Source organism: Labilibaculum sp. (assembly GCF_963664555.1).
Taxonomy (GTDB): Bacteria; Bacteroidota; Bacteroidia; order Bacteroidales; family Marinifilaceae; genus Labilibaculum.
Window position 1 is genome coordinate 3916955 of record NZ_OY761461.1, and the last position, 14405, is coordinate 3931359.

9 protein-coding genes are annotated in these 14405 nt (G+C 34.9%); 5 read left to right on the top strand and 4 right to left on the bottom strand.

The window, feature by feature from the left end; translation table 11 throughout:
• Positions 1-39 precede the first annotated feature (39 nt).
• Positions 40-2430, top strand: a complete 2391-nt coding sequence (locus ACKU4N_RS15445) for a TonB-dependent receptor plug domain-containing protein (RefSeq protein WP_321317848.1) — start codon at positions 40-42, stop codon at positions 2428-2430.
• A gap of 217 nt (positions 2431-2647) precedes the next feature.
• Here the strand turns inward: ACKU4N_RS15445 and ACKU4N_RS15450 are convergent, their stop codons facing one another.
• Positions 2648-4093, bottom strand: a complete 1446-nt coding sequence (locus ACKU4N_RS15450; protein ID WP_321317850.1) for a SusD/RagB family nutrient-binding outer membrane lipoprotein — start codon at positions 4091-4093, stop codon at positions 2648-2650.
• A gap of 23 nt (positions 4094-4116) precedes the next feature.
• A complete protein-coding gene (locus tag ACKU4N_RS15455; protein WP_321317852.1) occupies positions 4117-7305 on the bottom strand; it encodes a SusC/RagA family TonB-linked outer membrane protein in 3189 nt (1062 codons plus the stop codon).
• A gap of 511 nt (positions 7306-7816) precedes the next feature.
• Here ACKU4N_RS15455 and ACKU4N_RS15460 point away from each other — a divergent pair.
• The 4 genes from ACKU4N_RS15460 (at position 7817) to ACKU4N_RS15475 (ending at position 11452) form a co-directional block, all read left to right on the top strand.
• The gene (locus ACKU4N_RS15460; RefSeq protein WP_321317854.1) at positions 7817-9280 is read left to right on the top strand and encodes an aminoacyl-histidine dipeptidase; all 1464 of its coding nucleotides are present in this window, start codon (positions 7817-7819) and stop codon (positions 9278-9280) included.
• A 108-nt stretch (positions 9281-9388) separates the two neighbouring features.
• Positions 9389-10186 carry a sulfite exporter TauE/SafE family protein gene (locus ACKU4N_RS15465; RefSeq protein ID WP_321317856.1) on the top strand — a complete coding sequence of 266 codons (798 nt, stop codon included), beginning with the start codon at positions 9389-9391 and terminating at the stop codon, positions 10184-10186.
• Between the two features lie 143 nt (positions 10187-10329).
• Positions 10330-11109, top strand: coding sequence for an HD domain-containing protein (locus ACKU4N_RS15470; protein ID WP_321317858.1), 780 nt, complete (start codon positions 10330-10332; stop codon positions 11107-11109).
• Positions 11110-11227: 118 nt separating this feature from the next.
• Positions 11228-11452 carry a (2Fe-2S)-binding protein gene (locus ACKU4N_RS15475; RefSeq protein ID WP_321317860.1) on the top strand — a complete coding sequence of 75 codons (225 nt, stop codon included), beginning with the start codon at positions 11228-11230 and terminating at the stop codon, positions 11450-11452.
• Positions 11453-11509: 57 nt separating this feature from the next.
• Here ACKU4N_RS15475 and ACKU4N_RS15480 read toward each other — a convergent pair whose 3' ends face one another.
• Both ACKU4N_RS15480 and ACKU4N_RS15485 read right to left on the bottom strand, forming a co-directional pair.
• Positions 11510-13063: a citrate lyase subunit alpha gene (locus ACKU4N_RS15480; RefSeq protein ID WP_321317862.1), complete on the bottom strand. Its 1554-nt coding sequence runs from the start codon at positions 13061-13063 to the stop codon at positions 11510-11512.
• Positions 13053-14279 carry an aldolase/citrate lyase family protein gene (locus ACKU4N_RS15485; RefSeq protein WP_321317864.1) on the bottom strand — a complete coding sequence of 409 codons (1227 nt, stop codon included), beginning with the start codon at positions 14277-14279 and terminating at the stop codon, positions 13053-13055. Before ACKU4N_RS15485 ends, ACKU4N_RS15480 begins: the two co-directional genes overlap by 11 nt.
• Between the last annotated feature and the right edge of the window lie 126 nt (positions 14280-14405).

Sequence of the window (14405 nt, forward strand, 5' to 3'; positions counted from 1 at the left end):
CATTTGGATTCTAAACTTAATCCTGAAAATCATAAACAAATGATCCGTCTGTTTCTTTGTATTATTTCACTACTCTATAACTTGAGTGCATTTGCTCAGATAGTTAAACTTACTGATTCAAAAACAAACAAAGCAATAGAAAATGTATACATCTTTGATTCAAAAAATTCCATATCAACCAATAGTATGGGAGAAGCAAGATTGGCTGGTTTCTCAAAAAACAAGCCTATCTATTTTCAACATCCTTCTTATAAAAACCTTCAATTTACTTTTTCTGAATTAGAAAACAAATCATTCATTGTCTCCCTTCAATCCAACATATTCCGAATATCAGAGGTCATGATATCTGCAAATAAATGGGAAGAAAACAGTAATGAAATACCAATAAAGCTTATAAAAATAACCAAAGATCACATAAACCAAAGTACAGCTCAAACCAGTGCAGATTTATTAAAGGAAAGCAATCAGGTTTACATTCAAAAAAGCCAATTGGGAGGAGGCAGTCCAATGATTAGAGGATTTGCTGCCAACAGAGTTCTCATTGTATTGGACGGTATTCGCCTCAACAATGCCATTTACAGGAGTGGCAACCTTCAAAATATAATCAATATTGATCCAAACTGTCTTGAATCGGCTGAAGTAATATTGGGCCCAGGATCCATTATTTATGGAAGTGATGCAATTGGTGGCGTAATGGATTTTCACACGATTAAACCGCGTCTGTCAACTTCTGAAGTGCCTAATATTAACTTTTCATTTAAATCCAGATATTCATCTGCCAATAATGAAGCAATGAATCATGCCAAATACAGTTTTGGAACTTCCAAATGGAGTTTAGCTGGTAGTGTTAGCTATTCTGATTTCTCGGATCTAAAAATGGGAAAACATGGTCCCGATTATTACTTACGACCTCAATATGTAATCAGCAGAAATGGCATCGATGCAATAATCCAAAATCCAAATCCTGAAAATCAAAAACACAGTGGCTATTCCCAGATTAATGTATTGCAAAAAATACGTTTCAAAGCTTCAGAAACTATGGATCTTCAATATAATTTTCAACATTCCGAAACATCAAACATTCCAAGATACGATCGATTAATACAATATTCAGGTGGTCAGTTAAAATATGCCGAGTGGTTTTACGGACCACAAAAACTTCAATTGCATTCTTTAAAAATCAACAATTCCAAACCAACATTTCTATATAATTCTTACAAAGTAATAGCTGGTTATCAAAACTATCAGGAAAGCAGACATAGCAGAAAATTCGGTTCTTCAACACTAACAAACAGAGATGAGAATCTTAAAATATACTCCGTAAATGCTGATGCTGAAAAGCAAATAAATTCATCTTCTCTATTGTTTTATGGAAGTGAATGGACTCACAATAAAATAAATTCTTACGGAAATGATACCGATATTTTTTCCAATGAAAAATTAGAAACAGCAAGTCGTTACCCTGATAATTCTAAATACACCAGTTTGGCATTATACTCCAACTTAAAGTGGAAGTTAAATTCAAAATGGACCCTGAATACAGGAATACGATATTCTCATTTTTGGATAACATCTAATCTGAACAATCGCTTTTACAATTTCCCTTTTGACAACTTAAATCTTTCTTTAGGGGCTGTAAATGCAGGCATCGGCATAAGTTATTTATCAAATAAAGGATGGTTGCTTAAACTAAATGCAACATCAGGATTCAGAGCTCCAAATATAGATGATGTTGCAAAGGTTTTTGATTCGGAACCCGGAAAAGTTGTTGTTCCGAACAAGAATTTAAAACCTGAAACGGTATATAATTTTGAAATTAATTTGAGTAAAAATTTCTCCAACATTCTATTTCTTGACTTAAATGGATTCTACTCCTTCTTAGATCAGGCTATGCTTAGAAAAGATTTTTCGTTCAACGGGCAAACCACTCTAATTTATGATGGTGAAGAAAGCTCGGTTCAAGCCATCGTAAATACAGATAATGCCAAGATATGGGGAGGTAACTTTAGTGCGATTTTGAAGATAACTGATCGTTTTTCGGCCAATACAAGCTTTACATTTACAAAAGGGAAATACAAAGATGGCAGCCCTGTACGACACGTTCCTCCATTATTTGGAAATACATCGGTAACCTATAAAGCGAAACACTTAACATCAAAACTAAGCCTTGAATTTAATGATGAGATCAGTTATAAGGATCTTGCTGGTACAGAAAGAGACAAAGCGTATTTGTATGCCAAAGACAAAAATGGTAATCCCTACTCGCCTTTCTGGATGATTTTAAGCTTTAACAATCAAATTCAGATCAGCAAGAAGCTTCATATCAATATAAGTGTGGAAAACATCTTAGACAAGCGATACCGACCCTATTCATCTGGAATTAGTGCAAGTGGTAGGAATTTTATATTGGGAGTTTGTTATACTATTTAACTTCATTATGCTTAAATCCAAAACTTAGATATATTCTATCTATATATTCGCATTTGCTCAAATATTTCATCAACTAAAAATAATTCGTTAAAAAATCTCGTAATAGTTGAAATGGTATTCCTGACAAGTAAGAGTTCTATAAATTATCACTCCCATAAAATAGTATAAAAAAAGGAGCAGAACAAAAGTCCGGCTCCTTTATATTTAAAAAATTCTCTTAATTAACGTCAAACCAAAGTTTGGTTGTCGCTTTGTCACCACCAATAGCAGTCGCAGCAGCAGTATAATTATCCAAATTTTGATCATTCTCATTATAAGGGTATGGGTAACGTACAGGAATATCACCATAAGTTAACTCCTCAGGCACATTAAAAATAGGAAAGTCTAATCTTCTCCATTCAGCCCAACCTTCTACACCTCTATTATACATTGCTAACCATTTTTGAGTACCAATTTTTTGTTTCCAAGTACCAGTAGCTGTTGCATAAGCAACTGCAGGTTGAGCAAGATAAGCCACTGCATCTGCAGCAGTACCTCCATAATAAAGGATACTTGCAGTAATACCATTATTGTAATGCTCTGCAGCTGTACCGCCAACAGCATAACCTCTTTCAACTGCTTCAGCTAAGAAAAATTCCATCTCAGAATAATCTGCCAAAGGCACCTCCAAAGACGCTTCAAAAAACATAGGAGTAAAATGAGAGAAGTTATCATAATTCCCACCAGCGGTTTTACCATAAGTTAATCCAACATAAGCACCACCTACTTGATCAAACCAAAGAGCTCTTCTTGGATCATTCAATGTGTTCAATATATCAATCAAAGTATTAGAAGGAACGTAATCTAAACGACCATCAACTATAAAACCATCATAAATAGTGTTAACATAAGGATCAGTACCAATATATCCAAAGAAAGCACCTTCCAAGTTAGCATTATAAACACCAGCAACAACCGCAGCTTCAACAATCGACTTTGAATTGAAAGAAGGTACATCAGCCATTCTCATACCCATTCTCAATTTTAATGAATTGCCAAATATTTTCCAGGATTCAATATCTCCATCAAATAATAAATCACCGTTGTCAAAAGTTCCATTATTGGGATCCAAAGTAGTTAAAGCAGCATCCAGTCTAGCCAAAAGGTCTGCATAAACAGTAGCAGCATCCTCATATTTTGGCAAAGTATTCTCACTACCCATTAATGCCTCAGTATAAGGTATATCTCCAAAAGTTTCAGTTAATACCGAATAAGTATAAACCATGAGAATTTCGATAATTGCCTTCTGGTTATTTGCTTTTAACAATAATGATCCGTCAAACTCAGCTGCATCAATAACATTCTTAGCTTCTTGAAGATCCATTAAGCAATCTCGGTAGAATTCGTCCCAAAAAGTATCAGGTATACCACGATCCTGAAAATCATAACGACTCTCGTTAGTATAAGTAGTTTCCATCCAGTACTGAGCCAACAAACGAGATATATTATTATTTACACTCATACTATTGTACTGATCAACAAACTGAATCTGAGCATTCGTCAAAAGAGTTTCTGCAGGAACTACTGTAGCACTCTTGGGATCAATATTATCCTCCAAACTACAGCTTGCAAAACCAACGCCAATTAATAAGACGCCAATCAATATATATTTTATTTTTTTCATTTTGTCAATTTTCATAAGTTAATTTAGAATCCTAATGTAATGTTAAATCCATAAGATCTAGTTGTTGGGTAAGATGCATTTGCAACACCTTGTCTGTTTCCAGAACTTTGACCAGTTTCAGGGTCAAAACCAGGAGTATTCTTATGTAGAATTAACAGGTTACGTCCAATCGCCGAAATAACAGCTTTAGACAAGAAAGTTTTGCTTATTAAAGATTTTGGTAGAGAATAAGATAAAGCTACCTCTCTTAACTTAACATATGATGCATCATAAATGTAACGAGCAGTAGGTGTTCGTCCATAATACTGATCTCCGCCCCAAGAATCTGCTCTTGCAAAAGTTGTGTTTGGTGTTCCATCTGCATATACAGCTTCGGCATGTAAAATACCTCCACCATCAGCAACCGCATCACGCTTAGGATTACCCAATGAATTTAAACCTGCAGTTTCTTTGTACAAACCTGTAGCCAAACCATACTTACGGTCAACAGAATAAATATCACCACCTTGTTGAATGTCAATCAAAGCACGAAGAGAAATACCTTTATAATTAAAGGTGTTGGTTATACCGGCATTCCAGTCAGGCTGAATATTACCAATAACTAAATCAGTATCATCTGTTTTAAGGTAATATCCACTAGCACTAACAGTTTTCTTACCATTGGTATAAACAAAGTCTGTACCTTTAATTACACCAAATGGCTGACCTACTGCAGCGTTTACGGTAACATCCCATGCTGAAGTAATAAGCACATTAGTTAATCCTGCATACAATTCCTTCACTGTATTTTCATTCTTAGACCAATTCACATTCATATTCCAGGAAAAATCACCTGTTTTAAGAGGGGTACCTGTTAACTGAATCTCCCATCCTTTATTTTCAACTTCTCCTGAATTTACAATAACACTTTGACGACCACTAGCAGGAGTTACAAGAGCAGGCATAATCTGATCAAAAGTATTTGCTTTGTAGTATGCAACATCAAAACCTAAACGACCTTGGAATAAAGAAGCTTCCCATCCAAGTTCCCATGATTTAGTTCTTTCTTCTTTAAGAACCGGATTTTGCTGTTGATGATTTACAGAATAAATAGAGTTATCTCCCCAGTTTGCGTAGTTCGTATAAGCAGATAAAATACGATAAGGATTTGTACCACTACCAACCTCAGCATAATTAGCTCTAAGCTTTGAAAAAGTAAGAAAACTCAAGTCTTTAAGACTCCCTAGTTCCGACAAAATAATATTACCTGATATTGCAGGATAATTAAAAGCTCTATCTCCTTTTGGTAAAGTAGATGATTCATCTCTTCGGAAAGATCCTTCCAGATAAACCATGTTTTTATACCCAACAGACACATTAGCATAAACACTTTTAATATTGCTCTCTCTTAGAGTCTCTGTAGGAGAATTCGCAACAGTTGTATTACTAACAGTATACAAGCCAGGAACAACTAATCCACCAGAAGTTGAAGAAAAAATAGTAGATACGGTATTTTCTCTATAACCAGCTCCAGCTAATCCGGCAATGCTAAAATCATTAATCTGTTTCTTGAAAGTCAACATCAAGTCTGAGTTCAATTCTTTAAAGGTTCTTCTGTAATTAGAATAAAGGGAAGTAGCATTAGAACCAATTGCATTTCTTTCATTTTGTTCTTCACTATAATAATCTAACGTATTTCTCCAACTTAGCGAGAACATATCATTAAACTTATAAGACAAGGTTGTAAAACCGTACAAACGATCTCTTTCATCCTCTTCATAATTCTTATAACGAGTCCAATATGGATTGTTTGCATAAATTGGATTCAAATTTGTCGGACTACTGGCATTCCATGTACGTTGATCTCCATCAGCAGACATGTAATTAGCCTTCATACGATCAAAGTTAAGGTTAGTCTGGAACCACTGTGCAAAATTTTGCATAGGATTATTATCATCATAACCTGTACCATAACGACCTTTCCCTTTAGTATTCACATAATTTCCACTAAACTCAGCCGTTAATTTCTCTGACAAATCATATTTTGAACGGAATGTAAGCGAGTTCTTTTTAATTTTACTATTAGGAAGAATACCAGACTCATCTGAATTAGTAAAACTTAAACGGAAAGTAAAATCATCTTTTCCACCTTCTAAAGCAATACTATTTACATTTTTAACTCCAGTTTCGAAAAAATCGTAAACCTTTGACTTTGCACCAACCCAAGGACGAGTTTCTCCATAGTTATCTGCCAATGGATCCAAAGCATCCCAATGAACTACTTGTAAATTAGGATCGAATTTTGGCCCCCAAGAAGCATCATCATTAACATTAACCACATTGTGTCCATTAATAGCATTCGGAAAACTCCAATCCTGACTGTATCCAGCACCATATTCGTACTGATATTCCGGCATTGTGTTCTTGTTAATAGTACTAAATGTAACACCACTATTTACAGTAACTCCAATTCCTTTTTGTTGTTTTCCTTTTTTGGTTGTAATTAAGATAACTCCGTTAGAAGCTCTAGAACCATAAAGAGCAGTTGCCGCTGCACCTTTCAACACAGATACATTCTCAATGTCTTCCGGGTTAATATCCGCTGCAGCATTACCGTAGTCATATCCACCCCAACCAGCTTGCTGATTTACAGTATTCGTGTTACTGTTATCAACTGGAACTCCATCTACAACGAAAAGTGCCTGGTTATTTCCAGTAATCGAAGCTGATCCACGAATTACAACATTAGCAGATCCTCCCATAGTATTAGCTTGTCTAACTTGTACTCCAGCTACTTTTCCAGAAAGAGAATTTACAATATTAGATTCTTTAGCTTCACTCATCTCGTTTCCACCAATTTCAGTCACTGCATACCCAAGGGACTTTTTCTCACGGGTAACACCTAAAGCCGTAACAACAACTTCATCCATACCAATAGATTCAGTTTCCATTACAACGTTAATGACAGTTCTGTCACCAACTTTAATTTCCTGGGTAACCATACCAACAAAACTAATCAACAATACATCTGTAGATTTAGCTTCCAGGGAATATCGTCCGTCAATATCAGTACTGGCACCAATAGTAGTACCTTTTAAAACAACAGATACTCCGGGCATGCCCAGACCATCTTCAGCACTGGTAATAGTACCAGAAATCTGCTTGCTTTGCGCATTTACTACTTGCATTCCCATAAAAATGAGCAATACAAATAGTCCAATCATTTTTTTCATAAAAAAAACTTTTTAGTTAGTAATTAAGTAAAGATGCAAAATGGTTAATGGTAATTCTAGATCTTAAAAATAGCATTAAAAAAGCTTTTAACAAAAATTAACACACTTTTAACACTTTTTCAAGATATGACTTATGTCATGTTTTAGTGTGTTTTTCGTAAATTATCCTAGATAATTCAATTGAAAGTATTGTTTATTGACTTTTAAAAATCAACACTATAGCTTAAAAAAAGAACAACATATTTAAACTCAAAAAAAAAAATAAAAAAAATATGTTTTTTTTTAAGAAAAACACGACTAAACTTCAAAAATAAGAGTTTTTCAACCAACACCCCAGTTTAAAATAAGCAATCGCAAGAAAAACAACAACAACTTCTCACTACACCACAACAGAGAAAGGGGTGTCAATGTGAAAAATAAAAAAAACATGAAAATCAACATCATTAAAAAATTGAATGGAATTTCTTAACAAATTTCATAATTTGCTACATTTGGTAAAATTTAAGCAACAATGAAAAAAATACTCGCAGAATTACAACCCACCGAAATTTGGAACCATTTCGAAGATATTTGTCAAATTCCAAGACCTTCAAAAAAAGAAGATCAAATAATTGACTTCCTTCTTGAATTCGGAAAAAAACACAACTTACCAACAAAAAGAGACGAGATTGGGAATGTGTTAATCAGCAAACCAGCTACTCCCGGAAAAGAGAACCTAAAGACGATTGTTTTGCAATCGCATATGGATATGGTTTGTGAAAAGAATAATGAAACAATTCATAATTTTGATAAGGATCCTATAATTCCATGGATTGATAATGGATGGGTGAAAGCAAAAGGCACAACACTAGGTGCAGATGATGGTATTGGAATGGCTGCAGAAATGGCACTTCTTACCTCTGGTAATATTGAACATGGCCCTATTGAATGTCTCTTTACTGTTGATGAAGAGACAGGTTTATCAGGTGCATTTGCCTTAGAATCAGGCTTTTTTGATGGCGAAATACTATTAAATCTTGATTCGGAAGATGAAGGTGAGATATTTATTGGCTGTGCGGGAGGTATTGATACCTTAGCAACAATGGAATATACCAAGGAAGATGTTCCAAATGGACATTTTTCAGTACGAATTGATGTAAAAGGTCTTCTTGGCGGGCATTCAGGAGATGAAATTAATAAAGGTCGTGGAAATTCAAACAAAATTTTGAATCGCTTTCTTTGGCAAATAAATAAAAAATATAGTATTCGTATTGCCTGTTTTGAAGGAGGAAATTTAAGAAACGCTATTCCTCGTGAGGCCTACGCTATTCTTACCCTTCCTTCTGAATTCAAAGAAAATATCCGTGTTGATCTGAATATTTACGCAACAGAAATGGAAGAGGTTTGGCAAATTACTGAACCTAAATTAAAAATCTCTCTTGAATCTACCGACAAACCAACTTTTGTTATTGATCAAGAAAGCTCTTCAAACCTAATGGATGCTATATATGCCTGTCCTCATGGTGTATTTTCCATGAGTTCGAAAATGCCTGGCATGGTTGAAACTTCAACAAACTTAGCTTCTATAAAATTTTTAGACGATAATAAAATTCAAATTACCACATCACAAAGAAGTGATGTGGATAGTGAAAAATACAACATCGCTCAAATGGTTGGCACATGTCTGACAATGGCAAATGCAAAAATTGTACATTCCGATGGATATCCTGGATGGGCTCCAAACCCTTCATCAGAAATACTTACTATTGCGGTAAATTCCTACAAAAAGCTTTTTGGAGTTGATCCTGTTGTCCGTTCTATTCACGCAGGACTTGAATGTGGTCTTTTTCTTGAAAAATATCCGAATATGGATATGATCTCATTTGGCCCTACACTCAAGGACGTACATTCTCCTGATGAAAGGATTAATATTAAAACAGTAGATAAGTTTTGGAAACATCTTCTTGACATCCTAAATAATGCTCCTTTGAAGTAAAAGAAATATATCCTTTCCGACACCACAAAAACGGCAATTCTAAATTCAGAATTGCCGTTTTTTTTTATACCTTCAATTAATTAAATCCATTTACATAGAACAAATGGCATGGCTGAACTATTTGCTAATCTTCAGGAAATGGATATTTACTCCTTTCCCATTATATGTTTACTTTTACTGGCCGGATTTGCTGTGGGTTTTATCAATACGATTGCTGGAAGCGGAACCGTAATCTCCTATTCCTTATTCATGCTTTTAGGACTCTCTGCTCCATTTGCCAATGGAACAATTCGATTTGGTGTGATCATGCAAACACTGGTAGCCTCCTACAATTTCAAAAAACAAAATGTTTTAGAACTAAAAAAAGGTATTCTACTAGCCTTACCTACAGTTCTTGGATCTGTTTTAGGAGCACAGATTGCAATAAACATCAACAAAGATCTATTTGAGATATTAATAGCCGGAGTTATGCTTACAATGGGGCTCTTCTTATTTTTCAAGCCGAATCAATGGCTTGCAGGCTCTAAAATACTTCAAAACAAACAATTCGGATCCAAGCAATTCACAATCTTCTTTGCAATTGGTATTTATGGAGGATTCATTCATATCGGTGTAGGAATTTTTTTAATTGGCATACTAGTTCTGGAAATGGGTTACGACCTGATTAAAGCAAATGCCTTAAAAGTTTTTATTGTTTTACTATACAGTCCCTTTGCACTGATCGTTTTCATGATGAATGATCAAATACATTATGGCATTGGTGCCATTGCTGCTATTGGGAATATATTTGGAGGCTACACAGCTTCACATTTTGCAGTAAATTGGGGTGCCAATTTCATTAGATGGATACTAATGCTGATCATTCTTATTTTTGGCATCCAATCATTAAACCTATTTAATCTTTAATTATAAACCATTGACAACAAAATACAATACATTGATCAAGTAGTTGTATTGGCACTCCTTTTTCACAAGCCAATACCCTCTTAATTTCTTTCCAAAATTGGATAAAAAGAGTAGTTTTGTAGGCAATTTTTAATGACTAGGAAGTGAAGCAGGAAGTCTACAATAGTATAGAAACATGGTTTAACAGCTATGTTGCAGGTTTTGAAAATGAGATCGAAGAAATTAAGTCTAATATTAATTTGAAACGAAATCATTCATTTCGTGTAGTTAATTTAATTAAGGAACTTGGTGATGAATCCGGTTTGGATGAGTCTGATGTGATCTTGGCACAAATCTCTGCATTATTACATGACGTTGGCAGATTTGAGCAGTTGACTAAGTTTGGAACATTCTCCGACACAGAGGAAATAAATCATATCCAACTTGGCATCTCAACCATCACCGAAAACAATCTTTTATCGGAGCTTACTGAGGAAGAAACAAATGTGGTAATTGAAAGTATTAAAAACCACAATGAATTACTTCTTCCAAAATCAATTGATCCAAAGCTTTTGCCTTTTATTCAAATCTTAAGAGATGCTGATAAAATAGATATTCTTAGTATTGTCTCTGATTACTATTCAAACAACAAACAGGGCAGCAACAAAAGACTCGAAATGGAATTATCGGATAAACCGGAAATCTCTAAAAAGCTATATCAAAACATTATTGACGAAAAACATGTTGACTTTAAGGACGTGCTTACACTCAACGATCTAAAACTTTATCAGATGTCTTTAATTTTTGATCTTAAGTATAAAAAAAGCTTTAAAATAGTAAGTGAAAAGACTTACTTAAAACAAATATTCGAAACGTTACCTAAAAAAGACCTAGTAATTGACATGTACAGGCAGATGAAGATATACCTTGAAAATCAGCTGTAATAAACCATTCCTCGCCACCCTTATCTAGAACCATTTAAAATAACACCCTCAAATTTGATGGTTTAAATTGAATAATGTATATATTTACAGCAGATTATTATTAATAAGAAGAAAAACAATGAGGGATATAGTTTGTAACTGTCAGATGGTAGATAGAAAAACCATTGATAAGGCAATTCATGAGAAAAATTCAACTACAATTGAAGAGATTAGAAGATACACCGGAGCCAATACCGGTTGCGGGAAATGTATTAGTTACATCAACAGTATTTTAGATATTGAAGTTCCTAAAATTGCAGCGAAAGTAGAGAATTCAATACAAAGTAAATTTAAACTTTGGTAAAACAATAAAGCTTCGGAAACCCCGAAGCTTCTTTTTTTTTTGATTCAATACTTCCTCCTATAAAACCTTTCTCACAACATCAATAACAGTTCCATCAACCCATTTTACAGCAGCTACAATCTCGTCGGATAAAATACATTCTTCCATAACACCGCATATTTCTTCAGCTTCCTTTTTCAATTCATGGATTGACTTAACCGGCAAATTGCTTTCCTTTAATTTTGCAATTAAATCTTTTCGCAAAGGGTTAATTGCTATTCCTCTTTCGGTAATAATTACATCAATTAATTCGCCTGGACCACAAATGGTTGTCACTTTTTCTCTAACAACCGAAATTCTATTTCGGAAAAGAGGTATGGGAAGAATTACAGTCTTGCTAAACAAACAATTTTGCCAACCACCTATGCCATGCAATAAATAGCCATCTGAATGAGTCACTACGTTCGCATTAAAATTAACATCAACCTCAGTCGCCCCTAAAATTGCGACATCAACCATTCCTGCAAAATTCCCTTTGCTGTGATAATTATAACTTGTGAAAGGACTGGTCCACACATGATTTGGATTTTCCCGCATAGACCTCACTCCTTCCAAATCGAAAGTTTGACCATCTAATATGTATTCTACAAATCCATCCTCAAGCATCTGAACCAGATATTTGTTACTACCCCCTCTGGCAAACCGGGCTTTTATGCATTTTTCTTTCATTATCTTACCAAAAAACTCACCAATGGCAAGCGCAGTTCCTCCGGCTCCGGCTTGAAAAGAAAATCCATCCTTAATAATTCCTGCCTCCTCACAAAATCGTGCTGTCAATTCTGCTATCAATAAACGATCAGGACTTTTCGTAATTTGTGTCGTACCTGAAACAATTTTTTCGGGAATACCAATTTGATCCATTTCAACAGTAAAATCAACATAGTTTCCCTGAATTTGCCATGGGACACAAGGGAATGCGACCATATTATCTGTGGCAACAATTACCCTATCAGCAAACTGAGAATCCGCCAAAGCAAATCCGAGTAAACCTGAAGCTGACTTACCGTTAAGACCATTTGCATTTCCAAAAGAATCAGCACAAGCCGCGCCAATAATGGTTATATCAATATGAACTTCTCCATCCTGAATAGCCTGATACCTTCCTCCATGAGAACGCAAAACAGCCACGCCCTTCATTTTACCTTCTGAACAATATTTACCCAGCGGACCATTCATACTTCCCTCAATGCGGGAAATGGTACCATCTTCCAAATATGGAATCAGATGTTCATGACAAGGAAATGATGCTGATGGAAACCAAATTAAATCCTTCACACCCATCTCATGCGCAATATCAAACACCTTGTTGGCCAACAAATCTCCATCTCTAAAATGATGATGAGTGGAAATCCTCATACCATTAGCTAAACCTGCTTTTTGCAAGGCTTCTTTCAAATTCTTTACTTGCTTATTTCCATCAACAGGAAAATCTGCATTAGAAGAAATAAGAGAATTATACTTTCTTTTTTTAGGAATAAACTTTCCAACTCCCATATAAGGAATTGCCTCCTGCCCATTAATTTCCGTTGGAACCATTCGTCCAACAGCATTTTTAATCAATTTAACCGACATATTCGCTCCTCCAATCTTTAGATAGTAGTCCGAGTTTAATTGCTAATTCAAGTACCTTTAATTGACGCTTTACTACAGGAGGATCAACCATTTTTGTTCCAACCGATACAACAACAAGACCATTCTTCTCTGCTTCATGAAAAGCATTCACAATTTCCATTGCTTTTTTGATTTCATTATAATTTGGTGCGAAATTTTCATGTATTACTGCTATCTGCCGAGGATGTATGCAACCCATACCTTGAAAGCCCAATGATTTTGACCTTTTTACATTTTCAGCCAACGCCTCCATATTCCCCACATCGGAGAAAACAGAATCTATTGCCTGTATTTTAGCTGCATGGCAAGCATTTACAACCCGCATTCTTGCATACAATGATTCTGTGCCCGTATTGGTTCGCTGAACACCCAAATCTGCCGTATAATCTTCCAAACCAATTGCCATCGCAACAATATTGTGTGATGAAACGGCAATTTCATAAGCATTTTCAACACCAAGAGCACTTTCTATAATTGGCATCAAAAAAATATCCTGTATCACATTTTCTCGTTTCTTAATTCTATTGATTTCTTCTTCAACCCTGTAAATATCATTGGCAGACTCACATTTTGGCACTAAAATCACATGTACATTGTGAGGAACAATAAAGGCCAAATCCTCAATGCCTAATTCTCCTTGATTTATTCGAACCATTCTCTCAGCTCCATAAAAAGTTTGAGAACGCAAAGCATTTCTCACGATATATCTTGCTTCATTCTTTTTTGAGATTGCAACAGCATCTTCCAAATCCAAAATAATACCATTGGGCTTATGAAGACCAGCATTAATCATCATGTATGGCGTATTTCCCGGCAAATAAAGCCTGGAAAACCGAAACCGTTCCTTATTTGATGGATATAAATTATCTTTGATAAAATCGAAAAGAAATTCCTTTTCAGATGTAATCAATTGTTTAACTGCCGACTCGATTCGAGCAGCAATAACATAAGGCAACGCCCCATTATCCTTAATTACAATGGCAATATTCTCAATTGAAAAAAAAGCCAATATGGATCTACATAGCTTTTCGATTGATTTCCCATAGAAAACTTTCACTTTTGATTCCAATACAAAATTTACCCCTCCTGATTGTTTTAACTCAATACTAACAAAACAATCCCCTTTGCTATTAGAATCAAAATTTCCAGACCTGCTAATTTGTTCTCCCAGTTCCATAATGAATGAGGTTTAGATTGCCAAAATCTCAAAAGAAAAAAAAAGAGAAGCAAGAACCTAAATAATCAGTTCCCACCACTCCTTTTATTACCATTTTACATCTGATCAATTAATGTATATAAATAT

Coding starts and splice junctions, on each gene's coding strand:
- ACKU4N_RS15445 (WP_321317848.1), top strand. CDS start 40: ATGATCCGTCTGTTTCTTTGTATTATTTCACTACTCTATAACTTGAGT.
- ACKU4N_RS15450 (WP_321317850.1), bottom strand. CDS start 4,093: ATGAAAAAAATAAAATATATATTGATTGGCGTCTTATTAATTGGCGTT.
- ACKU4N_RS15455 (WP_321317852.1), bottom strand. CDS start 7,305: ATGAAAAAAATGATTGGACTATTTGTATTGCTCATTTTTATGGGAATG.
- ACKU4N_RS15460 (WP_321317854.1), top strand. CDS start 7,817: ATGAAAAAAATACTCGCAGAATTACAACCCACCGAAATTTGGAACCAT.
- ACKU4N_RS15465 (WP_321317856.1), top strand. CDS start 9,389: ATGGCTGAACTATTTGCTAATCTTCAGGAAATGGATATTTACTCCTTT.
- ACKU4N_RS15475 (WP_321317860.1), top strand. CDS start 11,228: ATGAGGGATATAGTTTGTAACTGTCAGATGGTAGATAGAAAAACCATT.
- ACKU4N_RS15480 (WP_321317862.1), bottom strand. CDS start 13,063: ATGTCGGTTAAATTGATTAAAAATGCTGTTGGACGAATGGTTCCAACG.
- ACKU4N_RS15485 (WP_321317864.1), bottom strand. CDS start 14,279: ATGGAACTGGGAGAACAAATTAGCAGGTCTGGAAATTTTGATTCTAAT.